The sequence below is a fragment of the Rhodococcus sp. B10 genome (genome assembly GCF_011770055.1).
Lineage (GTDB): Bacteria > Actinomycetota > Actinomycetes > Mycobacteriales > Mycobacteriaceae > Rhodococcoides > Rhodococcoides kyotonensis_B.
On record NZ_JAAFYV010000033.1, the window covers coordinates 46,610 to 68,778 of the forward strand.

At 65.6% G+C, this 22,169-nt stretch carries 22 protein-coding genes; 14 read left to right on the top strand and 8 right to left on the bottom strand.

What is annotated here, in order from left to right; translation table 11 throughout:
• Positions 1-41: 41 nt before the first annotated feature.
• Positions 42-1,283: a carboxylate--amine ligase gene (locus RhoFasB10_RS20080; protein ID WP_068423415.1), complete on the bottom strand. Its 1,242-nt coding sequence runs from the start codon at positions 1,281-1,283 to the stop codon at positions 42-44.
• A 93-nt stretch (positions 1,284-1,376) separates the two neighbouring features.
• On the opposite strand from RhoFasB10_RS20080, the gene RhoFasB10_RS20085 reads away from it, so the two are divergent.
• The 4 genes from RhoFasB10_RS20085 (at position 1,377) to RhoFasB10_RS20100 (ending at position 4,915) form a co-directional block, all read left to right on the top strand.
• Positions 1,377-1,838 carry an NUDIX domain-containing protein gene (locus RhoFasB10_RS20085; RefSeq protein WP_167678210.1) on the top strand — a complete coding sequence of 154 codons (462 nt, stop codon included), beginning with the start codon at positions 1,377-1,379 and terminating at the stop codon, positions 1,836-1,838.
• Positions 1,839-1,968: 130 nt separating this feature from the next.
• A complete protein-coding gene (locus RhoFasB10_RS20090) occupies positions 1,969-3,168 on the top strand; it encodes an acyl-CoA dehydrogenase family protein (RefSeq protein ID WP_114330346.1) in 1,200 nt (399 codons plus the stop codon).
• A complete protein-coding gene (locus RhoFasB10_RS20095; RefSeq protein WP_068423420.1) occupies positions 3,165-4,187 on the top strand; it encodes a phosphotransferase family protein in 1,023 nt (340 codons plus the stop codon). Before RhoFasB10_RS20090 ends, RhoFasB10_RS20095 begins: the two co-directional genes overlap by 4 nt.
• Positions 4,184-4,915: an SDR family oxidoreductase gene (locus RhoFasB10_RS20100; protein ID WP_068423422.1), complete on the top strand. Its 732-nt coding sequence runs from the start codon at positions 4,184-4,186 to the stop codon at positions 4,913-4,915. The genes RhoFasB10_RS20095 and RhoFasB10_RS20100 overlap by 4 nt, the downstream gene beginning before the upstream one ends.
• A gap of 73 nt (positions 4,916-4,988) precedes the next feature.
• Here RhoFasB10_RS20100 and RhoFasB10_RS20105 read toward each other — a convergent pair whose 3' ends face one another.
• Positions 4,989-5,861, bottom strand: a complete 873-nt coding sequence (locus tag RhoFasB10_RS20105; RefSeq protein WP_068423424.1) for an LLM class F420-dependent oxidoreductase — start codon at positions 5,859-5,861, stop codon at positions 4,989-4,991.
• Positions 5,862-6,101: 240 nt separating this feature from the next.
• Here RhoFasB10_RS20105 and RhoFasB10_RS20110 point away from each other — a divergent pair, with 240 nt between their 5' ends.
• From RhoFasB10_RS20110 to lpdA, 5 genes are all read left to right on the top strand, one after another.
• A complete protein-coding gene (locus tag RhoFasB10_RS20110; RefSeq protein ID WP_068423426.1) occupies positions 6,102-7,043 on the top strand; it encodes an alpha/beta hydrolase family protein in 942 nt (313 codons plus the stop codon).
• Between the two features lie 219 nt (positions 7,044-7,262).
• On the top strand, positions 7,263-8,366 hold the full coding sequence (pdhA, locus tag RhoFasB10_RS20115) for a pyruvate dehydrogenase (acetyl-transferring) E1 component subunit alpha (protein ID WP_114330352.1): 1,104 nt from the start codon (positions 7,263-7,265) through the stop codon (positions 8,364-8,366).
• Positions 8,363-9,367 (top strand): alpha-ketoacid dehydrogenase subunit beta, encoded by a 1,005-nt coding sequence (locus RhoFasB10_RS20120; protein ID WP_068423430.1) that lies wholly within the window; start codon positions 8,363-8,365, stop codon positions 9,365-9,367. The genes pdhA and RhoFasB10_RS20120 overlap by 4 nt, the downstream gene beginning before the upstream one ends.
• Positions 9,364-10,563: a dihydrolipoamide acetyltransferase family protein gene (locus RhoFasB10_RS20125; protein WP_167678212.1), complete on the top strand. Its 1,200-nt coding sequence runs from the start codon at positions 9,364-9,366 to the stop codon at positions 10,561-10,563. Before RhoFasB10_RS20120 ends, RhoFasB10_RS20125 begins: the two co-directional genes overlap by 4 nt.
• Positions 10,560-11,900: a dihydrolipoyl dehydrogenase gene (gene lpdA / locus RhoFasB10_RS20130; RefSeq protein ID WP_167678214.1), complete on the top strand. Its 1,341-nt coding sequence runs from the start codon at positions 10,560-10,562 to the stop codon at positions 11,898-11,900. The genes RhoFasB10_RS20125 and lpdA overlap by 4 nt, the downstream gene beginning before the upstream one ends.
• Before the next feature lie 66 nt (positions 11,901-11,966).
• Here lpdA and RhoFasB10_RS20135 read toward each other — a convergent pair whose 3' ends face one another.
• Positions 11,967-13,334 carry an FAD-linked oxidase C-terminal domain-containing protein gene (locus RhoFasB10_RS20135; RefSeq protein WP_167678216.1) on the bottom strand — a complete coding sequence of 456 codons (1,368 nt, stop codon included), beginning with the start codon at positions 13,332-13,334 and terminating at the stop codon, positions 11,967-11,969.
• Between the two features lie 98 nt (positions 13,335-13,432).
• Here RhoFasB10_RS20135 and RhoFasB10_RS20140 point away from each other — a divergent pair, with 98 nt between their 5' ends.
• Positions 13,433-15,202: a GAF domain-containing protein gene (locus RhoFasB10_RS20140; RefSeq protein ID WP_167678244.1), complete on the top strand. Its 1,770-nt coding sequence runs from the start codon at positions 13,433-13,435 to the stop codon at positions 15,200-15,202.
• Here RhoFasB10_RS20140 and RhoFasB10_RS20145 read toward each other — a convergent pair.
• Positions 15,188-15,997, bottom strand: a complete 810-nt coding sequence (locus RhoFasB10_RS20145; protein ID WP_167678218.1) for an alpha/beta hydrolase — start codon at positions 15,995-15,997, stop codon at positions 15,188-15,190. The two genes, RhoFasB10_RS20140 and RhoFasB10_RS20145, sit on opposite strands and share 15 nt — an antisense overlap.
• Before the next feature lie 121 nt (positions 15,998-16,118).
• Between RhoFasB10_RS20145 and RhoFasB10_RS20150 the strand changes: the two genes are divergently transcribed.
• Positions 16,119-16,661, top strand: a complete 543-nt coding sequence (locus RhoFasB10_RS20150) for a gamma carbonic anhydrase family protein (RefSeq protein WP_167678220.1) — start codon at positions 16,119-16,121, stop codon at positions 16,659-16,661.
• Between the two features lie 6 nt (positions 16,662-16,667).
• Here RhoFasB10_RS20150 and RhoFasB10_RS20155 read toward each other — a convergent pair whose 3' ends face one another.
• Positions 16,668-17,432: an IclR family transcriptional regulator gene (locus RhoFasB10_RS20155; RefSeq protein ID WP_167678222.1), complete on the bottom strand. Its 765-nt coding sequence runs from the start codon at positions 17,430-17,432 to the stop codon at positions 16,668-16,670.
• 155 nt (positions 17,433-17,587) lie between these two features.
• Between RhoFasB10_RS20155 and RhoFasB10_RS20160 the strand changes: the two genes are divergently transcribed.
• From RhoFasB10_RS20160 to RhoFasB10_RS20170, 3 genes are all read left to right on the top strand, one after another.
• Complete coding sequence (locus tag RhoFasB10_RS20160; protein ID WP_207890793.1) at positions 17,588-18,349, top strand: CoA transferase subunit A; 762 nt, start codon at positions 17,588-17,590, stop codon at positions 18,347-18,349.
• The gene (locus RhoFasB10_RS20165; protein WP_167678224.1) at positions 18,346-18,984 is read left to right on the top strand and encodes a 3-oxoacid CoA-transferase subunit B; all 639 of its coding nucleotides are present in this window, start codon (positions 18,346-18,348) and stop codon (positions 18,982-18,984) included. The genes RhoFasB10_RS20160 and RhoFasB10_RS20165 overlap by 4 nt, the downstream gene beginning before the upstream one ends.
• A gap of 75 nt (positions 18,985-19,059) precedes the next feature.
• On the top strand, positions 19,060-20,724 hold the full coding sequence (locus tag RhoFasB10_RS20170) for a dihydroxyacetone kinase family protein (protein ID WP_222634361.1): 1,665 nt from the start codon (positions 19,060-19,062) through the stop codon (positions 20,722-20,724).
• Here the strand turns inward: RhoFasB10_RS20170 and RhoFasB10_RS20175 are convergent.
• The 3 genes from RhoFasB10_RS20175 to RhoFasB10_RS20185 are packed head-to-tail and all read right to left on the bottom strand — an operon-like array spanning position 20,710 to position 22,110.
• A complete protein-coding gene (locus tag RhoFasB10_RS20175) occupies positions 20,710-21,198 on the bottom strand; it encodes a GAF domain-containing protein (RefSeq protein WP_167678228.1) in 489 nt (162 codons plus the stop codon). The two genes, RhoFasB10_RS20170 and RhoFasB10_RS20175, sit on opposite strands and share 15 nt — an antisense overlap.
• A 10-nt stretch (positions 21,199-21,208) precedes the next feature.
• Positions 21,209-21,433, bottom strand: coding sequence for a hypothetical protein (locus RhoFasB10_RS20180; RefSeq protein ID WP_068423448.1), 225 nt, complete (start codon positions 21,431-21,433; stop codon positions 21,209-21,211).
• Between the two features lie 11 nt (positions 21,434-21,444).
• Entirely contained in the window at positions 21,445-22,110 is a 666-nt protein-coding gene (locus RhoFasB10_RS20185; RefSeq protein ID WP_167678230.1) for a DUF998 domain-containing protein, read from the bottom strand.
• Positions 22,111-22,169 lie beyond the last annotated feature (59 nt).

The following is a 22,169-nucleotide window of genomic DNA, read 5'->3' on the forward strand; positions in this document are numbered from 1 at the left end:
CGTCTGCGATGGACCTTGCTCGGCGTTCCCGAAATCCTGCCTCACACGTAGAAGTCCAGTTCTTCCTGATGTTTCAGTAGGTCACGCATCCGGTACGGGTCGTCGCCGAAGAAGTACAGCAGACCCCAGTGCGTGCCGAAGGCCGTCCGCTTGGTGACGGTCTCCTCGACCGGCGCCGACAGATCGTTCGTCTCGTAGTAGTCGTGTTCGGCTGTCTCCGTGGGGATTTCCAGCTGACTGACGACGCGTCTACGCGGATAGACACCGAAACATCCGGCATGACCCGTCGCGTCGACGACCTCTTTCGGGAAGAAGGCGTCGATCTCCTCCTCGGTGGTCTTCGGGTCGAACGCCAGCGCGAGGCCCTGGTAGGCGTTGAATCCGTACGCCCGCTCGAGGAGTTCGAAAACCTTGAAACCCGGTGGTCGATAGGCAACTTCACCGAAGTACATCTCGCCGTCGCTCGTGACGAAGTACTCGGGATGGATGAATCCGAACTCGATGTCGAATGTCTTGATGAGCTTTTCGATCTGAGCGGTGATCTGCGGCCGGTACTGCTCGAGCTCCGGTGTCGCAGGTACGAACACCGAGTAACCGAGCGTCACGTACTCGGAGATGTTGAGGAACTTGATCTTTCCGTCGTGGATCCACGCTTCCACCGCGAACTCCCACCCGTCGAGGTGGGATTCCATCAGCACCGGAAACTCCTCGTCCGGGATCGCGTCGACGTCGTCGGGCGTCCTGACGACGCGGTGCCCGAGGCACCCTGCCTTGTCGAATGCCTTCAAGTGAATGGGGTCGTTGGGGTCGCCGTCGAGTTTGAGCAGTGTCTGGTTGACCCGTCGGAGGAATCGAATGACGTCCTCGCGGTCGTGCGCTTCCTCGAAGATGCCGACGCGAATGCCGCCCAGCTGAGCGCGGCGCTTCATCAGCGACTTGTCGCGCAACAACATGGCCTGGCCGAACAATCGGGGATTGCCGAGGAGCACGGAGTTGATCGCACCGGCCCATTCGACGGTCTCCTCGTACAGCGGGATCGCGACGTCGACTCCCTTGTCCTGCAGCGTCTCGGCGATCTCCAGAGAACGGTCGTTGAGCCGCTCGAAGTTCCACGGAATGTACGGGATGTCGTGTTCGGTGCAGTATTCCTCGGCCCATTCTGGGGCGACGACGACGTATCGCCGGTCGAAGGCATCGAGCGCCTCGACCGCAGCAAGACTCCAGCCCAGTAGTGCGACGTAGCCCTTCTCCGGATTCTTCTCCAGGCGGGTGGGCTGCGGCATACGAGGTCCTTTCCATCGGCGAAATCGAGTCAGGTCAGTCCGACCCACCGTACATAGCGGTGCGCGTCGTGCCGAGAGCCCTATGCTGTGTCGATGCCGAGAACGAGCGCGGGACTGTTGCCGTTCCGGCGGCGTGGCGACGTCGTCGAGGTCCTGATAGCGCATCCCGGTGGGCCGTTCTGGGCACGCAAGGACGCCGGGGCGTGGTCGGTCGTCAAAGGTGAGTACACGGACGAGGAACCGCTGGTCGCAGCGAAGCGGGAGTTCGTCGAGGAAACCGGTCTCGCGGTGCCCGTCGGCGAGTTCGTGTTGTTGCCCGAGGTGCGGCAGCGGGGCGGAAAGGTGGTGACGGTCTTCGCGATCGAAGCGGACATCGACGTCACCGATGCGGCGAGCAACACCTTCGAGATGGAGTGGCCACCGAAGTCGGGGAAGATGCAGTCGTTTCCCGAGATCGACCGCATCGAGTGGTTCGCGCTCGCGGACGCACGAGTCAAGCTGCTCGCCGCGCAGACTGTCCTGCTCGACGTGCGCTTCCCACCCGTGCGCGGATAGTTGCAACCGGCTCAAACTATCCGCGCACGGGTGCGGAGCGCCTTGACGAGGCGCGCTCGACCGTGCGAACCTGAGCGCACAGTCCGACCGAGCGATCGCTCGGTGCGTAACGAGCCCGAGGAGCACATTCGTGTCCATCGATCTGACGTACTCGCCCGAAGTCCAGACATTGATCGACAAGACACGAACCTTCGTGCGCGGCGAAGTGCTGCCCATCGAGGACAAGTTCTTCGGAAACATCGCCGACGCAGGCGGCGACGAGCTGCGCGTCCAGATGCAGCAGGCAGCGAAGGACGCCGGCGTGTTCGCCCCGCACGCGCCCGTCGAGTACGGCGGCGCCGGGCTGAACATGAGCGATCGAGCACCGCTCTTCGAGGAGGGCGGGTACTCGCTGTTCGGTCCCGTCGCGCTGAACATCGGCGCCCCGGACGAGGGCAACGTCCACATGCTCGCGCACATCGCCTCGGCCGCACAGAAGGAGCAGTTCCTCGCACCGCTCGCGGCGGGTGACATGCGCTCGGCCTTCGCCATGACAGAGCCAGCCCCGGGTGCGGGATCGGACCCGTCCGCGCTCACGACCGCTGCAGTCAAGGTCGACGGCGGCTGGAAGATCGACGGCCACAAGTGGTTCATCACCGGTGCCGACGGCGCCGGCTTCTTCATCATCATGGCCCGGACCGCGGGCAAGCCCGGTGATCGCGGCGGTGCGACGATGTTCCTCGCGCCCGCGGACACCGAGGGCATCAAGGTCGGCCGCCATATCGGCACCCTCGACAAGGCCATGATCGGTGGCCATTGCGAGGTGTACTTCGACAACGTCTTCGTGCCGGACGAGAACGTTCTCGGCGCCGTCGACGAGGGGTTCGCCTACGCGCAGGTGCGTCTCGGCCCGGCGCGCATGACGCACGTGATGCGGTGGCTCGGTGCGTCGCGTCGAGCGCACGACATCGCCGTCGCGCACGTCGCGCAGCGCGAGGGGTTCGGATCCAAGCTCGGTGACCTCGGCATGATCCAGAAGATGGTGGCCGACAACGAGATCGACATCGCCGCCACGCGCGCACTGTTGGTCCAGGCGTGCTTCGCGCTCGACCAGGGCTCGCATGCGGGCAACGAGACGTCCATCGCGAAAACGTTCGCAGCAGAGGCGATCTTCCGCATCGTCGACCGCAGCATTCAGATGTGCGGTGGACTCGGCGTGTCCGACGACCTTCCGCTCGCGCGTCTGTCGCGCGAAGTGCGTCCGTTCCGCGTGTACGACGGCCCGTCCGAGGTTCATCGTTGGGCCATCGCCAAGCGCGTCGTCGGTGCCGCCAAGAAGGCTGCGCGATGACCGAGCTTCCCGGAATGGACGTTCCGGCCCTGACGAAGTTCCTGATCGACAACGGAATTCAGCTCGTCGGTGACCTGCAGGTCGAGTTGATCAGCGGTGGCCGATCGAACCTGACGTTCAAGGCGTTCGACGAGAAATCCGCGTGGGTCGTTCGTCGACCGCCGACGAGTGGTCTGACACCGTCGGCGCACGACATGGCCCGTGAGTGGTCCGTCATGAGTGGCCTGCAGACGACCGATGTGCCGGTTCCTGTCACCGTCGCGTTCGACCCCGAAGGCACGGCACTCGGTGCGCCGACGACCGTCGTCGAATTCGACCCGGGCCGCGTGATCCGAACGCGGGAGGACCTCGAAAGCCTGTCCGACGACGAGATCGCATCCAACACATCCGAACTCGTCCGTGTCCTCGCCTCGTTGCATCGCGTCGACTACGCGTCGGTCGGTCTCGGGAGCTTCGGCAAGCCCGACGGTTTCGTGGCCCGACAGGTCAAGACCTGGGCGCGCCAGTGGGAGCAGGTCAAGACCAGGGACCTTCCCGACGTCGAGAAGCTGCGGGACAAACTGCAGGCTGCAGTCCCGGAAAGTCGAGCCGCGTCGATCGTGCACGGTGATTACCGGGTCGACAACGTCATCCTCGAGGCCGGCGATCCGGGTTCGGTTGCGGCCGTTGTCGACTGGGAGCTGTCGACGCTGGGTGATCCGCTCACCGACGTCGCGCTGATGTGTGTGTATCGACAGCCGTTCTTCGACGCGTTGCTCGGCTCGGGCGCGGCGTGGACGAGCGACAGGTACCCGTCGGCAGATGCACTCGCCGAGATGTACAGCCGCGAAGCCGACGCCGCGTTGTCCGACTGGAACTTCTACATCGCGCTCGCCAACTTCAAGCTCGGTGTCATCGGTGAGGGCATCTCGCACCGCGCGCGGGCGGGGTCGGATGCAGGATCGGGTGCCGAGCGTGCAGCCGAGGCGACGCACGAGTTCATGGCCGCGGGCCTACGAGCGATGGAGGGTAAGCAATGAAAACCGCACTGGTGACGGGTGGTTCGCGCGGAATCGGTCTCGGAATCGCGACGCGTCTCGCCGAACTCGGGTACGGACTGACCATCTCTGCGCGCAACGAGGGCACTCTGGAAGCATCGGCGAAAAGCCTCGTTGCTGCGGGCGCACCCGATGTCGCCACCGTCGCAGTCGATCTCGCCGATCGCGATGCGGCCGACACGATCGTGGACGCGCACAAGTCGCGCTTCGGGTCGATGAACGCCCTCGTGTTGAACGCGGGCGTCGGAACGGCAGGTTCGATCGCCGACTACCCGATGCGCCGATTCGACAAGACACTCGACGTCAACTTCCGCGCCCCCTTCCAGATCCTGCAGACGTCGATGCCGCTTCTACGGCAAGTCGCGCAGGAGGACCGGGAGCGAGGCGCGAAAGTCGTTGCGCTGGCGTCGCTTGCGGGCGTCTACTCCGAAGCCGGGCTCGCGGTCTACGGTGCGACGAAGGCGGCCATGCTGTCGCTCGTCGACACCCTCAACGCCGAGGAGAGTGGCAACGGCATCACTGGAACTGCCATCGCACCCGGATACGTCGACACCGACATGAGCGACTGGACCAAGGACAAGATCCCGGCCGAGTCCATGATTCGCGTCGGCGACATCGTGGAACTGGCCACCAGTGTGCTGAACCTGTCCTCGCGCGCAGTGGTACCGCGCATCGTCGTCACGAGGGCAGGGGCTGGGTTGGGGGCCTAGGACTTCCGGCATCGATGGCCCGTGGCAGCTGTCCATCGGCTGCCGAGGACCACCGATGCTGCCGGAGAATCCTCTACCACTCCGCAATCGCAGGCACGACGCGCTTGCCGAGGATCTCGAGCGGCGTGATGGTCGAAACCTGCGGCACCCACCCGTGCACATGGGTGATGCCGAGCTTCGCGAGTCCCTCCAGCTGGCCGAGCAGCTCGTCGACCTTCTCGCCGTCGGCACCCGGGTCGAGGGGGAACATGACGGTCTTCTCGATGGCGTCGTAGTCGGTGCCGACGGCGTCGCAGTGCCCCTTCAGGACCTCGAGCTTGTGCGCGACCTCGGGACCGCCGAACAGGTTGCACGCCTGGGCGTACTGCGCGACGAGCCGAAGTGTCTTCTTCTCGCCGCCGCCACCGATCAGGATCGGTGGGTGCGGACGACGCAGCGGCCGCGGCACGTTCATCGTGCGGCCGAGTGTGTAGTGCTTGCCTTCGAACGGGCCGTCGTCGTCGCTCCACATCTGCAGGCAGATCCGCAGCGTCTCCTCGAGTCGCTCGAACCGTTCGGCCGTCGGCGGGAAGTGGAGGCCGAGGCCGACGCTCTCGTCCTCGTTCCACGCCGCGCCTATGCCCAGGTAGGCCCGACCCTTCGACAGGACGTCGAGAGTCGTGACGGCTTTGGCGAGCAGGCCGGGCTCGCGGTAGACGGTTGCGGTGACCCAGGCCAGCAGATCGACCTTCGTGGTGACGGCCGCGAGGTATCCGAGGGTGGTGTACGCCTCCAGCATGTCGGTATCGATCGGTCCCACGGGCTCGATCTGCCAGAGATGGTCCATGACGCTGATCTTTGCGAACCCCACGTCCTCGGCGGTGGTGGCGATGCGGGACAGGTCGTCGGCAAGTGCGGGCGGGCCACCCGGAAAGGTGAAATCGGCGATGTGCAGTCCAAGTTCCATACCTTCACGGTAAGGGCGCTGCGCCCGCGTATTCAGGGATCGGCAGTACTACCTTGAATCGTCGACGACGTGCATCCTCGGGGCGCGAGAAACCGTCGAAGAAGCCCGTTCCCGACGCCGTATCCCACGAACGAGTCGGTTTCTCGGCGCGAGTCGCAGCGTGACTGCGCCCGCGTGCACATCCTGTGTAACACTCCCGTCAGCGCGGTCGACGGAACCGCCCTTCCTGGTGGGGGATTCATGCTCTGGTGGCGACGCGTCGTGGCCGTGTGCGGTGCCGTACTCGTGGTGACCGCCATGTCGGTGGGTGTCTCCGGGGCCCAGCAGGAGAGCAGGGTGTCGACGCTGTCGGTGTATTCGCCCAGCATGGGCCGGGACATCGCCGTCCAAGTATTGACGCCTGCCGTCGACCGAGGCCCTCGGCCCACGTTGTACATGCTGAGCGGTGTGGGTGAGGAGGATCCGTCGAACAGTATGTGGCTTCGAAAAGGCGGTGCCGCGGAGTTCTTCCGCGACAAGAATGTCACCGTCGTCCTACCGCTCGCGGGCCCAGGCAGTTTCTACGCCGACTGGCAGCGTGACGACCCGACACTCGGACGAAACAGGTGGGAGACGTTCCTGACGCAGGAGTTGCCTCCCGTGATAGACGCCCGGTTCGACGGCAACGGACGCAACGCAATCGCCGGTCTGTCGATGGGCGCGCAGTCGGCGATGATGCTGGCGTCGCAAAACCCCCAGCTCTACTCCGCTGTCGCTGCCTACAGCGGGTGTTTCGAGTCCGCCGACATCGTCGGTCAGGGGCACATGCGGGCGATCGTGTCCGCGTTCGGAGGCAATGCCGACAACATGTTCGGTGGGCCACTCGACCCGGCTTGGGCTCAGCACGACGTGCTCGCTCGGGCCGAGAATCTGCGCGGCACAGCGATCTACGTGTCCGTCGGGTCGGGAGCGCCCGGTGTCCACGAGCGTTTCGAGACGGCCGCCGACTGGGACATCGTGCTCGTCGGGGGCGCTATCGAGGTGGGCGCGAATCACTGCACGCGCAACCTGCAGAGCCGGCTCGGGCAGCTTTCGATCCCGGCGACCTTCGACTTCGAGGACACCGGCACACACTCGTGGGCGTACTGGGTCGATCAGCTGCCGAAGAGTTGGCCGACGCTGTCCGCCGGACTGGGGTTGTGACGAGCCCGTAGTCGTAACGACTGCGTGCAGCGATGCGCGACCTCCATTGCGTCCACGTCGCGATGGAGAGGCCCTCCGGAAATGAATCATCGAGCGCAGAATCGACACTGATCGACGCCCTGGACCGTGCACGCTGCTCAGTCGACGATGCATCTATTGCGCGCCGTGTTCGAAACTGATTGTGTTCCAGGTAACAGTGCAACCTGTACGGAGGCCGACATGGATACTGCATTCTCTCGAAACGACAACGACGAACTCATCCAGGTCATCACCCCCGACGGTCAGCGCGCCGAGCCGACGGAGTACAGCGAACTGGTCGCCGACATCACGGTCGACAAGCTGCAGGATCTCTACGAAGACCTGGTCGTCGTGCGGCGCATCGACGCCGAGGCAACCGCGCTCCAGCGCCAGGGCGAGCTGGGCCTGTGGGCACCGCTCCTCGGACAGGAGGCGGCGCAGGTGGGCTCCGCTCGTGCGCTGCACCGTGACGACTTCGTGTTCGCCAGTTACCGCGAGCATGGCGTCGCCTACTGCCGGGGCGTCGACCCGACGGAGATGCTGCGATTCTGGCGTGGATCGACGCAATCCGGCTGGAACCCGTACGAGTACAACATGACAACGCCTGCGATCATCGTCGGAGCGCAAGCGCTGCACGCGACGGGGTACGGCCTCGGAATGAAGTTCGACGGGGCCGAAGGCGCTGCCATCACCTACTTCGGCGACGGCGCGACGAGCCAGGGTGACATTTCCGAAGGCCTTGGATTCGCAGCGAGTTTCGCGGCTCCTGTCGTGTTCTTCTGCCAGAACAACCAGTGGGCGATCTCCGAGCCGGTGACGGTGCAGACGCACGGGTCGATCGCCGAAAGAGGCCGCGGCTTCGGCATTCCCGCGCTCCGCGTCGACGGCAACGACGTGCTCGCGGTACTCGCGGCGACGAGAACGGCGTTGTCACGGGCGCGGGAGGGGAGCGGTCCGACGTTGATCGAGGCCGTGACGTACCGGATGGGCCCGCACACGACGTCCGACGACCCTTCGCGCTATCGTCCCGCAGCCTTGGACGAGGAGTGGAAGCAGAAGGACCCGATCGATCGAATCGAGAGGCTGCTGGGGCGTGAGGGTGCCATGAACGACGCCTTCCGTGCTCGGGTGAAGGAGCGCGCCGACGCCACCGCCGCCGAACTACGACGCGGATGCCTCGGGACCGTCGAGCCGGGCCCGATGGCGTTGTTCGACAACGTCTATGCCGGCCCCCACCCGCTGATCGACGAGGAGCGCGAACGATACGCCGCGTACCTCGCCGGATTCGAAGGAGTTCAGTCATGACCGCAACGCTCGCTCCTCCCACGGCGCTGCCGCTCGGTAAAGCGCTCAACGCGGCCTTGCGCCGTGCCCTCGAGGACGACCCCAAGGTCGTCCTACTCGGAGAGGACATCGGTAAGCTCGGCGGTGTCTTCAGGATCACCGACGGGCTGCAGAAGGACTTCGGCCCCAACCGCGTCATCGACACACCACTCGCCGAGTCCGGAATCATGGGCACTGCAGTCGGTCTCGCGTTCCGTGGCTACCGACCGGTCGTCGAGATCCAGTTCGACGGTTTCATCTATCCGGCGTTCGACCAGATCGTGTCCCAGGTGGCCAAGCTGCATTACCGGACGGGTGGCAACGTGAAGATGCCTCTGACCATCCGGGTGCCCTACGGCGGCGGAATCGGTGCCGTCGAGCATCATTCGGAGTCACCCGAGGGATACTTCGCGCAGACCGCGGGCTTGCGCGTCGTCAGCTGCAGCAATGCCGCCGACGCCAATGTCATGCTGCGGCAGGCCATCGCGTCGGACGACCCGGTGCTGTTCTTCGAGCCGAAGCGCCGCTACTGGCAGAAGGGCGAGGTCGACGTCACCGCATCCCTCGACGGGGCATACCCGCTGCACAAGGCTCGTGTTGTCCGTGAGGGTCGCGATGCCACGATCGTCGCCTACGGGCCTCTGGTCGCGACGGCCGTGCAAGCCGCGGAAGTTGCAGCAGGGGAGGGGCGTTCGCTCGAAGTGATCGACCTTCGGTCACTGTCACCCCTGGACATGGACACGGTTGCGGCATCGGTACGCAAGACCGGGCGACTCGTCGTCACGCACGAAGCGGCGACCTTCATGGGCATCGGCGCCGAAATCGCTGCGCGAGTACAGGAACAGTGCTTCTACAGCCTCGAAGCACCGGTTCAGCGAGTCGGCGGTTTCGCGGTCCCGTACCCGGCGGCGAAGCTGGAGGAGTTCTTCCTCCCCGATGTGGACCGAATTCTCGACGCAGTGGACAGGAGCTTCCCGGTATGACGAAGAGCTTTCTGCTCCCGGATCTCGGCGAGGGACTCACCGAGGCCGAACTGATCACGTGGCTCGTCCAGGTCGGCGATACGGTCGAGCTCAACCAGGTGATCGCCGAGGTCGAGACGGCCAAGGCGTCCGTGGAACTTCCGTCGCCCTTCGCAGGCACGGTCCTCGCACTGCATGCCGAGGAAGGTTCGACCGTCGAGGTCGGAAGCACGATCATCGACATCGACACAGGCGAGGACGCAGTGACCGAGGAGCGAACACCGGTTCTCGTCGGCTACGGCGTCGCAGGCGAAGGAAAAAGCCGTCGTGGCGGTAGGAAAGCGGCAGCAGCACCCGCGCCGGGAGACAGGCCGCTGGCGTCGCCACCTGCTCGCTTCGTGGCACGGCAGGAAGGCGTCGACCTGGCGGATGTGCCTGCGACGGGTACACACGGTGAGGTGACGCGCGACGACATCGCGGCGTATCTGACGCGTCCGAAACCTGTCGAGGCGACGACGGACGAGACCCGCGCCCCGATCAAGGGGGTGCGCAAGCACACGGCGGCAGCGATGGTGTCGAGCGCGTTCACTGCTCCGCACGTCACCGAGTTCGTCACCGTCGACGTGACTCCGACGGTCGAGTTGGTCGAGAAGTTGCGCGCCAACAAGCACTTTCAGGACGTTCGCCTGACTCCCTTGGCGCTGGTCGCCAAGGCGTTGCTGGTGGCGCTGCGCTCCAACCCGAGTCTGAACTCCGAGTGGGACGAGGCGAACCAGGAGATCGTCACGAAGAAGTACGTCAATCTCGGTATCGCGGCCGCGACTCCCCGAGGGCTCATGGTGCCGAACATCAAGGGCGCGCACGCGCTCGGGCTGAAGGATCTCGCTGTGGCACTGAACGGCCTGACGACCACGGCCAAGGAGGGCAAGACCGGACCCGAAGATCTCGCCGACGGCACCATCACCATCACCAATGTCGGTGTCTTCGGGGTCGATTCGGGAACGCCGATCCTCAACCCTGGCGAGGCAGCGATCCTCTGTTTCGGCGCAATCCGTCGTCAGCCCTGGGAATTCGAGGGTGACATCGCGTTGCGATCCGTGACGACCTTGAGTCTGTCGTTCGACCACCGACTCGTCGACGGTGAGCAGGGATCACGGTTCCTGGCCGACATCGCAGCGATTCTCGCCGATCCGATGAACCTGGTGGCTCTGGCATGAGCGACGTCGTCATCCTCGGTGGCGGTTCGGGTGGGTACGCGTGCGCGTTTCGTGCGGCACAACTCGGCCTGTCCGTCACGCTGATCGAGAAGGACAAGGTCGGCGGGACGTGCCTGCATCGCGGGTGCATTCCGACGAAGGCGCTCCTGCACGCGGCGGAAGTGGCGGACACGGCACGCGAGAGTGCTGCTGTGGGCGTCAGGAGTTCCTTCGAGGGCATCGACATGGCCGGCGTTCACGCCTACAAGGACGGCGTCGTCGCGAAGTTGTACAAGGGTTTGCAGGGTCTTGTCTCGGCGCACCAGGTCGAGATGATCAGCGGGACAGGACGATACGTCGGAGACCGCACCGTCGAGGTGGATGGGCGTCGGATCACCGGCAAGTCCGTCGTGTTGGCAACCGGGTCGCATTCGAAGGTGTTGCCGGGCATCGACCTCGGCCCCCGAGTGCTCACCAGTGATCAGGCGCTGACGCTCGACCGTGTTCCGACCCGGGCGATCGTCCTCGGCGGTGGTGTGATCGGCGTCGAATTCGCCAGTGTATGGGCGTCGTTCGGCGCAGACGTGACCATCGTCGAAGCGCTACCGAGGTTGATTGCAGGAGAGGACGAGTGGTCGTCCAAGCAGCTGACCCGCGGTCTGCGTAAGCGGGGCATCACGACCAGGACGTCGTCGCCGTTCTCCGGCGTGAAGGAGACGGACGACGGGGTGACCGTCACCTTGGAGTCGGGTGAAACCCTCGATGCCGATGTGTTGCTCGTGGCCGTCGGGCGCGGCCCCAACACAGGCGATCTCGGGGATGTGGCGTTGTCGGCGGGGTTCGTCGAGGTCGATGCGACGCTCGCCACTTCCGCGGAGGGCGTCTATGCCGTGGGAGACATCGTGCGTGGTCCGCAGTTGGCGCACCGGGGTTTCCAACACGGGATCTTCGTCGCCGAGCAGATTGCCGGGCTGAATCCGAAAGCAGTGCCGGACTCCGGGATTCCCCGTGTCACGTACTCGAATCCGGAAGTCGCGTCCGTCGGGCTGACCGAAGCCCAGGCCGTCGAGCAATTCGGGACCGTCGACACTGCGGTCTACGACCTTGCGGGCAACGGGAAGAGCCAGATCCTCGGGGCCTCGGGCGGCGTCAAGCTCGTGCGTGCCGGGGGCGCTGTGGTCGGGATCCACATGGTCGGGGCGCGGGTCGGTGAGCTGATCGGCGAGGCGCAGCTCGTCGTGAACTGGGGTGCGTACCCGGAGGAGGTCGCGCACCTGATCCGCGCGCACCCGACGCAGTCCGAGGCGTTCGGGGAAGCGCACCTCGCGCTCGCCGGGAAGCCGTTGCATTCCCACTAGGCGCCACGCACGTGCGTGGAAATGTATAGCCCGCTATACATTCCCACGCACGTGCGGCGAAGCCGCCTAGAAGACCTTGCCGGGGTTGAGGATTCCGCGCGGATCGAGAGCGTGCTTGACGGCCCGGTGCATGTCGAGGACCACCGGATTCAATTCCTGCACGAGGCCGTCCATCTTGAGCAATCCGACGCCGTGCTCGCCGGTGACCGTTCCGCCCAATTCGAGTGCCGCATCGATGATCTCCGCGAACGCAGCCTGGGCACGGGTGCGCGCGTCGGGGTCGTCGTGCGGAGTGATCAGGAGCGGGTGCAGATTGCCGTCGCCGGCGTGCGCGATGTTGGCGATCGTGGTCTCGTGCCGGATTCCGATCTGTTCGATCCGTGACAGCATCTCCGGCACATGCTTCTTGGGTACGCACACGTCCTCGGTCAGTACCGGTCCGAGCCGTTCCATCGCGGGGTACGCGAGTCGGCGTGCCGCGAACAATGCGTCGGCTTCCTCCTGATCGGTCGACACCGCGGACCAGGTGGCACCCGCTTCGTCGAAGCAGGACAGCATCTTCTCCGCTTCCTGGTCACCGATCACGCCCGGGGTATCGATACGTCCGAGCAACACGACGTTCGCCTCCACCGACAGCCCCATGTTCTTCCATGCGTCCACTGCGATGAGGCATTGCTTGTCGATCAGTTCCAATGCCGACGGCGTCAGGCCTGCCGCAGCAACGGCGGCCACCGCGCGTCCTGCGTCGACGATCGAGTCGAAGTAGCCTGCAATCGTCCGCTGCGGGTCCTGCAATGGCCTGAGCTTGACCGTCACCTCCGTGATGATGCCCAATGTGCCTTCGGATCCGACCATCAAGCCCGCAAGATCGTACCCTGCAACACCTTTCGCGGTCTTGCGTCCGAGCCGGACCAGTTCGCCTGTGCCGGTGACGATCTGCATCCCCATGACGTAGTCGCGCGTCACACCGTATTTCACGCAGCACAACCCGCCGGCATTGGTCGCGACGTTGCCGCCGATGGTCGACCACGGTGCGCTCGCGGGATCCGGCGGGTACCAGAGGTCGTGCTCGGCGCATGCGGCCCGTAAGTGGTCGTTGACGACACCCGGTTCGACGACGGCATAGCGCTCGAGCCGGTCGATCTCCTTGATCGCGTCCATGCCGTCGAGAGCGAGTACGACGCATCCCTCCGTGGCATTGGCGCCGCCCGACAGTCCCGTCCCGGCCCCACGGGTGACGACGGCCGCGTCGTGCGCCAAACAGGCCTTCACCACCAGTTGCACGTCCTCGGCCGTACGGGGTCGTACTACTGCCGCGGGTGCCGCGTAGGGCGCCCATTCGGCCTCGTCGTGCTGGTACGACGCGATCACATCGGGGTCGAGTACGACGCGATCGGAGGGGAGGACTTGGAGCAGATCTTCGACGAGCGGCATGTATACGACCCTAACTGTGAGCTGAATCTCCGCCAATGTAGGTTTCGTCTATCCGAGTCGACTACCGATGGACGGTGGAACCAGTGACCTCCAAGTGGATGCACCTGCTGCTCGACGACGCGTCGGCCGATGATCTCGACGCATACCGGCGTCGGCTCGTGCAGGAATCCGGTTCGGAACTGTCGGCCGCGATCGAGCAGGACGCGCACGCTGCGCTGCGGCTGCGGACCCTGCTCGATCAGCGGTGGCAGCGCACCATCGAGCTGTCGGCTCTCAACGACATCGCAGTGCGGCTGCCCACCGTGCGTGACGATCGGCTCCTGTTGCAGGAGGTGGTGGATCAGGCTCGACGGCTTCTCGGAGTGGATCTGGCCTACATGGGCTCGGTGTACGACCAGACGTTCGTCATCGAGGTCACCAGTGGCGCTCTGACCCCGAGTCTTCTCGGCATCGAACTGTCGCTCGACGAGGGATTGGTGGGTCTGATCGTGCGAGGGCGGGCGCCGTCGTGGACTCCCGACTATCAGAGCGAACCTGCATTCCGGCACATCACCGGCGCGGACAGTGCGGCGCAGGCCGAGAACATGCGTGGATTGCTCGGCGTGCCCCTGCGCGTCGGTGACCACGTCATCGGCGCGTTGTTCGCATGCAAGAGGCAGGAGCGTGCCTTCACCGACACCGAGATCGCTTTGCTGTCGGCATTGGCGGCGCATGCGGCCATGGCGATCACGAATGTTCGGGCCTTGGAGCGTGCCGAGTCGCTGAACGCCGAATTGTCCTCACGCACAGCGGAACTGGAACAGACGTTGCAGTGGGATCGGACGCTCACTCAGGTCGTGCTCGCCGGGGGCGGCGTGCAGAGGCTGGTGCACGAGGTCGCGTCGCTGTCCGGGAAACCGACGTACTTCGTCGCCGACATCGGGTCCGTGCCCGACGGCTTGAGCGCGGTCCGTGACGACGTGACGGCCGTCTTCGAGTCCGACTCCGACCATGTCACGACGGACGCTGTGACGGGCCACCGCGTGGCGGCGGCGGGGGCATTCCTCGGCGTTCTGATCTCGGTGGGCGTCGGCGACGACGAGACGCGGTTGCTGCTCGAACGCGCCTCGCCGGCAATCGCACTGTCGCTGGCCGCGGAGCGGGCTGCGGGGGAGGCGGCTCGTCGGGCGCAGGACGCCTTTCTCGTCGACCTGCTGACCCACCCGGCGCAATCCGCGGACGGGGAACGGCGGCAGCTGCGGCTCGCCGGGCTGGCATTCGAGAAGTCGTACTGCATCGCGGTCGTCGAAGACGCTGCCCGTGCATCCGTTCGGAACATCGGCTTTCCGGCCGGAACAGTTGTGGCGGAGCATGGTTCGCAGGTGCTGGTGGCCGTTCCCGCTACGGACTCGACCGTGGTGTGTCAGGCGTTCGGTGTGAATGCCACCGTCGGGGTGTCCGAACCCGTGCGCGGTGTGGATGCTCTCGCCGCGGCCTATGTCCAGGCTCAGCAGACTGTGCACGTGCTGAAGACCCTGGGCCGCGACGGCGAGGTCTCGTCGGCGCGCGGGCTCGGGATCTATCGAATACTGCTGAGCCACATGGCACGTGAGCACCTCGACGAGCTGACCGAGGCGCAGCTCGGGCCGCTGCTGGTCGAGCAGAACAAACGTGGCGTTCCGTTGGTCGACACGTTGTCGACGTATCTCGCTCTCGGACGGCATCATGCGGCGACGGCTGCGCGACTCGGTGTCCACGTCAACACTCTGTACCAGCGGCTCGATGCCGTCGACCGTCTCATCGGCACCGAATGGCGCGACCCGGACAAGGCCCTCGATCTGCAGGTGTTGATGCGGCTGCGGCGCAGCGCCGATCTACTCGGTAAGTGAGAGGAAGTCGAGCATCGCCGCGTTGAACTCCCTGGGGCGGTCCATGTTCGCGGCATGCCCGCATTTCTCGAGGACTACCGAGCGGCCGCGAGGATTACCTGCGACGGCATCGGCTGCGTGCGTGAACGGCCAGTACTGGCTGTCCCGCCCCGCGACCATCAGAACCGGAACGTCGACGCCGGCAACGACTTTCCGCCAGTCTGCAATCGCATGGTCGTGCAACAGAGCTTTCATCGCAGGAGTGTCCGGTGACGCCATCTTCGGCAGGCCTCCGAGCTTGGCGACGAGCTTCGTCGCCGCGACCAGCGACTTCCGCTTGGGCAATCCCTGACCCGTGTCGGGAACACCGTTCGCGAAGAACGTCTCCTTGTTCGCCTCGGTGAGTCCGTAGAAGCCGTTCGTCCACTCGGCGTCGTTGATCATCTTCGGGGTCTGGTCCACGGACACGACTGCTTTCACCCGCGCGGTCCCGAACTGCGAGACGTACGACCAGACGGTGCTGGCGCCCATCGATCCGCCGCACAGGACGGCGTCGTCGACATCGAGGGCCGCCAGGAAGTCCGCGACGTCCTGCCCGTGGCGGGCCATCGTCGCACCGAAGTCCGGGGCCTCGGAGTCGCCGTGTCCGCGCCGATCCAGCGACAGCACTCGGTAGCCGGCGTCGACGAAGACCTGCTGCTGCAGTGCCCAGCTCGTGGCCGGGGCGCAGAAACCGGCGATCAGCACGATGACCGGTCCGCTGCCCTGATCGATGTAGCTGAGCGTGACGTCGTCGCTGGTGGTGACTGTCGGCATGTGCGCTCCTCGGGTCCGAAGTGTCTTCCGATGAAATCATGATTCGGGCCGGGTCTGGGCGACAGCCGCGTCGTCGGGCAGAGTGAAGGCCGACATTCGCCTCGACGAAGGGAACCGTGACGTGACCGAGAATTCGACGACCGCAGGACCGCTCTGGGCTCTGGACGCCGGCAGCCCCGCGGTGGACGCGGAAGCCTGGGTGGCTCCGACGGCAACCGTCGTCGGGCGGGTGAAGGTCGCTGCGTCGTCGGGGATTTGGTACAACGCCGTGCTGCGTGCGGAGTTCGAGGACATCACGATCGGCGAGGGAAGCAACCTGCAGGACGGCGTCGCGGCCCACGTCGACCCGGGTTTCCCGCTGACCGTCGGCAAGGACGTCAGCGTCGGCCACAACGCGGTGTTGCACGGGTGCACGATCGGTGACGGCAGCCTGGTGGGCATGGGCGCTGTCGTCATGAACGGTGCCGTCGTCGGCGAGGGCAGTCTCGTCGCAGCCGGCGCGCTCGTACTCGAAGGCACGCAGGTGCCGCCGCGGTCGCTCGTGGCGGGTGTGCCGGCCAAGGTGCGTCGGGAACTGACCGACGACGAGGTAGCCCACAACGGGCTGAACGCGGCCGTCTACCGCGAGTTGCTGAAGCAGCACCGCTCGGCGCGGCCGGCCTGACCTACCTCACCGGCCGGGCCGGAGCAGACCCGTCAGGCGGTGGGCTTGCGCCAGCAGGATGGCGCCGAGTTCGTGATGTCGCTCGGGCCGGAACCTCGTCTCGACTCCGGTCAGGCTCAATGCCCACGCGGGTCTGCCGGACCGGTCGAACACGGCGGCGCCGATGCCCCAACTGCCCTCGACGAGCAGGGCGGGGTTGACGGCGTACCCGGTCTCACGGGTCGAGGAGATGCGTCGGCGAATGGCGTCGGGTGCGTGCTCGGCTCCCCACTCGGGGACGAGATCCGCGTCGCGCAGATACTCGTCGATCTCCCGGTCCGGGAGGTGCGCGAGGATCACGAGACCAGCCGACGCGACCCCGAGCGGCAGTCGCAGCCCCTCGTACAGCACGTGCGACCGCAGCGGAAAGCTGCCGTCCTCGCGCAGCAGGCACACCGTCTCGTTGCCCCGCCGCGTCGACAGGAATGCGCTCTCGCCCGTCTCCTCGGCCAACCTGTGGACGACGTCACGCGCGGGTCCGGTGATGTCGTAGCGGCTCGCTGCGGCCGACCCGAGCAGATACATCTCGGGACCGAGCGACCATCGCCCGGTCGCTGAATCCCTGTCGAGAAACCCTTCCTCGGTCAGCGAGCTGAGCAGGCGATGCGCGGTAGGGCGCGCGAGGCCGGTGACCCGGGCCAAGTCCGTCGTCGACGCACCCGCGGGTTCCGCGGCGCCCACGGCACGCATCAGCGCGGTGGACCGCGCGATCACGTTGGGTGTCGGAGCCATGTCACGACTGTAGCGTTCACTGAGTGAACGCGTGCCTTATCGATGTTCGGCCAGCGACCGGTTTCGCTGAGGGGCTGGCCAGTGACCGCAGACACAGGCTTCACTGATCGCATACGTCAGCGCGTTTGCTGAGTGAACAGGTGAGGAGCAGTTCTGTGGCAGGAAAGGTGTACGAGTCCGCGGCCGCCGCCGTCGCCGACATCGGAGACGGCGCGACACTCGCCGTCGGAGGTTTCGGATTGTGCGGGATCCCTGATGCGCTGATCGAGGCGATCGCCGAGACCGACGCGAGCAAGCTCGAGGTCTTCTCCAACAACTGTGGCGTCGACGATCACGGGCTCGGAATCCTGCTTTCCCTCGGCCGCATCAGCCGCGTGACGGCGTCGTACGTCGGTGAGAACAAGGAGTTCGCGCGTCAGTACCTCGCAGGTGAACTCGAGGTCGAGTTGACGCCGCAGGGCACGCTCGCCGAGCGACTTCGCGCAGGTGGCACCGGCATCCCGGCGTTCTTCACCCCAGCGGGTGTCGGCAGCCCCATCGCCGACGGCGGTATGCCGTGGCGCTACGACGCCGACGGTTCCGTCGCGATCGCGTCGCCGCCCAAGGAGACTCGGGTGTTCGGGTCGAAGCGGTACGTTCTCGAAGAGGCGATCAATGCCGACTTCGCGCTCGTGCACGCCGAACTCGGCGACACCGAAGGCAATCTCGTGTTCGACAAGACCGCGATGAACTTCAATCCCCTGGCCGCGATGGCAGGGAAGATCACCGTCGCGCAGGTCGAGAAGCTGGTCGAGCCCGGCGAGATCGATCCTGCCGCAGTGCATCTCCCCGGCGTGTTCGTGCAGCGCATCGTGCACACCGGACCTCAGAACAAGCGCATCGAGAAGCGCACCGTCAGTGCAGGAGGCCAGGCATGAGTTGGACTCGCGAACAAATGGCGCAGCGTGCCGCTGCCGAAATGGTCGACGGGGAGTACGTCAACCTCGGAATCGGTTTGCCCACCTTGATTCCCGGATATTTGACGAACGACATCAGGGTCGTGCTGCACTCGGAGAACGGCATCCTCGGCACCGGTCCGTACCCGACCGAGGACCAGATCGACGCCAACCTGATCAACGCAGGCAAGGAAACCGTCACCGTCAATCCCGGTGCGGCGTACTTCGATTCGTCGTTGTCGTTCGGCATGATTCGCGGCGGTCACATCGACACCGCAGTACTCGGCGGCATGCAGGTCTCGCGTACCGGTGACCTCGCCAACTGGATGGTCCCCGGCAAAATGGTCAAGGGCATGGGCGGCGCGATGGACCTCGTGCACGGTGCCAGGCGCGTCATCGTCGTCATGGAACACCTCGACCGCGACGGCAACCCGAAGATCCTCGACACCTGCACCTTGCCGTTGACCGGCCAGGGCGTCGTGAACCGGATCATCACCGATCTCGCGGTGATCGACGTCGTCGGTGACGGCACGCTCGAGCTCGTCGAATTGGCGCCGGACGTGACACGCGAGCAGGTCGAGGAGGCGACGCCGCCCCTCGTGCGCGCGAACGTATAGCGTTTTCGGGTCGCTCCGCAGGCTACGCTCCCGCTGGCTGTACATTCGCGCGCACGGGTGCTGGAGGCGCCTAAGGTGGAGCCCATGTTCGTCAACTCCGCCTCCACGTTCGTTGCCGACGCCATCCGCGGGCTCGTCGCGTCGACGCCCGACATCAATTGGCACCCCGATCCCGGTTATCTGACACGTCGAGAGCCGTTGCAGGACGGCCGAGTCGCGTTGCTGTCCGGTGGCGGCTCGGGCCACGAGCCGATGCACGCCGGGATGATCGGTACCGGCATGCTCGCTGCGGTCTGCCCGGGGCTGGTGTTCACGTCGCCGAACGCGCTGCAGGTGCACGAAGCATCGAAGGCAGTCCATGCGGGCGGTGGTGTGCTGCACATCGTCAAGAACTACACCGGTGACGTCATGAACTTCGGCATCGCGCGAGACTTGTTGCGCGAGGACGACATCGAGTCGGATGTCGTCCTCGTCGACGACGACGTCGCCACCGAGCGTGCGGACGGTCCCGGCCGGCGGGGCACGGGCGCGACCGTCGTCGTCGAGAAGATCTGTGGCGCAGCGGCAGAACGTGGTGATTCACTGCAGTCCGTCGTCACACTCGGTCGACGGGTTGCCGCGAATGCGCGCAGCATGGCAGTTGCCCTGCGCCCGTGCATGTTTCCTGGTTCCGACGCGCCGTCGTTCGACCTTCCGGTGGGCGAGATCGAGTTGGGGATCGGCATTCACGGTGAGCGTGGGACTCGGCGCGTGCCGACGATGCCCGCTCGGGAGATCGTGGCTGCGTTGACGCAACCCGTCGTCGATTCGCTCGAACTCGACCGTGGCGAACGGGTCATCGCGTTCGTCAACGGGCTCGGGGCGACGCATCCGATGGAACTGCAGCTGCTCTACGGAGAGCTCGCAGAGTTCCTGTCGGACAGAGGGATAGACATTGCTCGCCCGCTCGTCGGCAGCTTCGTGACGGCGTTGAACATGGCGGGCGCGTCCATCACGCTCGTCCGTGTCGACGACGAGATGCTGACGCTGTGGGACGCGCCGACCAGCGCGCCGGGGTGGCCGAACAACGCACCGCGCGCGGCCGGTGACCTCGGTGAACGGGGAGGCTTCGGCCCGACGTACGAGGCAAGTGAAACATCGGGTGAAGCAAGTACATTCGTGTCCGAGTGGGTCGCGTCCTGGGCGCAGCGTGTGCTCGACGAGGAGCCCGCGCTGACCGAGCTGGACCGTAGGGCCGGAGACGGGGACTTCGGCACCAACATGGTGGCCGCGTTGAGCCAGCTCGACCTGACCGCTGTCCGCGAAACGTATTCGGCGCCAACAGTGTTCGAAGCAGTGTCCGAGGCCTACCTCGGGCATGCGGGCGGAACGTCGGGTGCGCTGTTCGGAATCTGGTTCAGGCAGTTCTATCGGACAGTGGAGTCCGTCGACCTCGCCTCCATCACCGCGGCAGCTCGCAGCGGCCTGGACAGCATCACCGAGATCGGTGGCGCTCGCGTCGGCGACAAGACCATGGTCGACGCCATCTCCCCGGCCGTCGACGCTCTCGAAGCGGCCACCGAACTGAAAGATGGCCTGCGTGCCGCGGCCGAGGCAGCAGCGCAGGGAGCGGCGTCGACCGAGGAGATCACCGCGAGCCGAGGCCGCGCGTCGTATGTCGGTGACGCGGCGCGCGGCGTCGTCGACCCGGGTGCGCTGGTGATCGCGTGGTTCTTCGAGGCGGCGTCAGCCGCGCAGTGACCGCAGAAAGACGTCGGCGACGGCCTCGAGTCCGGCCTGGTCGTCGGCGTCGAAGCGGTCGGCCACAGGGCTGTCCAGGTCGAAGACGCCGATGAGGTCGTCGCCGTCGTACAGCGGAACGACGACCTCGGAACGCGTAGCCGCATCGCACGCGATATGGCCTTCGAAGGCGTGGACGTCGGCGACTCGTTGCGTCTCACGCGTCGTGGCCGCCGCTCCGCAGACGCCCTTGTCCAAAGCGATGCGAACGCACGCGGGCTGCCCCTGGAACGGGCCGACGACCAACTCGGTGCCGTCGAACAGGTAGAAGCCGACCCAATTGACCTCGGGCAGAGCGTGATACACGAGCGCCGAGATGTTGGCGGCGTTCGCGACGCGGTCCGACTCGCCGTCGACGAGTGCCTGTGCCTGCAGCCTCAACTGCTCGTACTGCTCGGCCTTGGTGCCTCCGAGGGCGGTAGCGGTGAACGACATGAAGTCGATCCTATTTCTTCACCGGCTTTCGACGTCCGCTGAGCCGTCCCGCTGCGAAACCGACCGCGAACAGAACCAACAGGATCAGCCACAGGGGAGACGTGATCCGAAGCCAGAACAATTCGATGGTCGTCGTGTAGCGATTCTCGGCGATGAACACCGCCGCGAGGATCACCAACAGGATGGAGATCCAGTGCGTCTTCAGAAAGCCGACCGTTCTATCTCTTCCCGACATACTCGCAGAAGTTACCTGGTCCGAGCCGCTTTTCGGCCGAGAACAGCGAAGCCGAGCACGACGAGAAACAGCGACATCCCGGTGACCTGAACGCGTTGCGCGATACCGAGGCCCCAGTCGCCGGGAAGGTTGTCCGCAATCAGCAGCCAGGCCGTGGACAACGACGTGATTGCGACGACCGCCGTGCCGAACGTGCGCATCACCGGCAGGACTCGGTAGCGAAACGCCGCGACGGTGAACGCGATCATCGCCGTGAACACCGCGAACACCGCGATCGTGCTGGTAAGCGCATGAATGTGGTGCAGCTGAGGAAACAACCCGCTGGGTTCGACGGGACAGCTCGGGTCGTTCGCTGCGACGCATTCGAGGGGCAATTGCGAATCGGCGATCGTCGCGGCGCCGAACACTCCCAGCGCTATCCACCCGATCGTCGTCAGCCGTCGTTTCACGAGAAACCACAACCCCATGCCCGACGACGCGATCAGCAGAATGCCGGTGAGCAGATCGGCGGTGCTGAAGAAACGTTTGTACGGCTGATCGGCTGCATCGAGTTCGCTCAGGAACGAGTTCGTCGGATCGAGACCGGTGTCGAGGAAGAACTCCGCCACCCACGCGGAATACAGAACCCCCGCCAGCACCAGACACGCCGACAGCGCGGTGACTCGTCGTTGCAACACGTCAGCAACTCTAGGTGGAATGGTCGGTCGGCCGGTCCGGTGTGCGCGCGGGGGGGGGG

What these genes read in the sequence shown, in the direction of transcription:
- RhoFasB10_RS20080 (WP_068423415.1), bottom strand. Translation starts at nt 1,283, where the DNA reads ATGCCGCAGCCCACCCGCCTGGAGAAGAATCCGGAGAAGGGCTACGTC.
- RhoFasB10_RS20085 (WP_167678210.1), top strand. Translation starts at nt 1,377, where the DNA reads ATGCCGAGAACGAGCGCGGGACTGTTGCCGTTCCGGCGGCGTGGCGAC.
- RhoFasB10_RS20095 (WP_068423420.1), top strand. Translation starts at nt 3,165, where the DNA reads ATGACCGAGCTTCCCGGAATGGACGTTCCGGCCCTGACGAAGTTCCTG.
- RhoFasB10_RS20100 (WP_068423422.1), top strand. Translation starts at nt 4,184, where the DNA reads ATGAAAACCGCACTGGTGACGGGTGGTTCGCGCGGAATCGGTCTCGGA.
- RhoFasB10_RS20105 (WP_068423424.1), bottom strand. Translation starts at nt 5,861, where the DNA reads ATGGAACTTGGACTGCACATCGCCGATTTCACCTTTCCGGGTGGCCCG.
- RhoFasB10_RS20110 (WP_068423426.1), top strand. Translation starts at nt 6,102, where the DNA reads ATGCTCTGGTGGCGACGCGTCGTGGCCGTGTGCGGTGCCGTACTCGTG.
- pdhA (WP_114330352.1), top strand. Translation starts at nt 7,263, where the DNA reads ATGGATACTGCATTCTCTCGAAACGACAACGACGAACTCATCCAGGTC.
- RhoFasB10_RS20120 (WP_068423430.1), top strand. Translation starts at nt 8,363, where the DNA reads ATGACCGCAACGCTCGCTCCTCCCACGGCGCTGCCGCTCGGTAAAGCG.
- RhoFasB10_RS20125 (WP_167678212.1), top strand. Translation starts at nt 9,364, where the DNA reads ATGACGAAGAGCTTTCTGCTCCCGGATCTCGGCGAGGGACTCACCGAG.
- lpdA (WP_167678214.1), top strand. Translation starts at nt 10,560, where the DNA reads ATGAGCGACGTCGTCATCCTCGGTGGCGGTTCGGGTGGGTACGCGTGC.
- RhoFasB10_RS20135 (WP_167678216.1), bottom strand. Translation starts at nt 13,334, where the DNA reads ATGCCGCTCGTCGAAGATCTGCTCCAAGTCCTCCCCTCCGATCGCGTC.
- RhoFasB10_RS20140 (WP_167678244.1), top strand. Translation starts at nt 13,433, where the DNA reads ATGCACCTGCTGCTCGACGACGCGTCGGCCGATGATCTCGACGCATAC.
- RhoFasB10_RS20145 (WP_167678218.1), bottom strand. Translation starts at nt 15,997, where the DNA reads ATGCCGACAGTCACCACCAGCGACGACGTCACGCTCAGCTACATCGAT.
- RhoFasB10_RS20155 (WP_167678222.1), bottom strand. Translation starts at nt 17,432, where the DNA reads ATGGCTCCGACACCCAACGTGATCGCGCGGTCCACCGCGCTGATGCGT.
- RhoFasB10_RS20165 (WP_167678224.1), top strand. Translation starts at nt 18,346, where the DNA reads ATGAGTTGGACTCGCGAACAAATGGCGCAGCGTGCCGCTGCCGAAATG.
- RhoFasB10_RS20175 (WP_167678228.1), bottom strand. Translation starts at nt 21,198, where the DNA reads ATGTCGTTCACCGCTACCGCCCTCGGAGGCACCAAGGCCGAGCAGTAC.
- RhoFasB10_RS20180 (WP_068423448.1), bottom strand. Translation starts at nt 21,433, where the DNA reads ATGTCGGGAAGAGATAGAACGGTCGGCTTTCTGAAGACGCACTGGATC.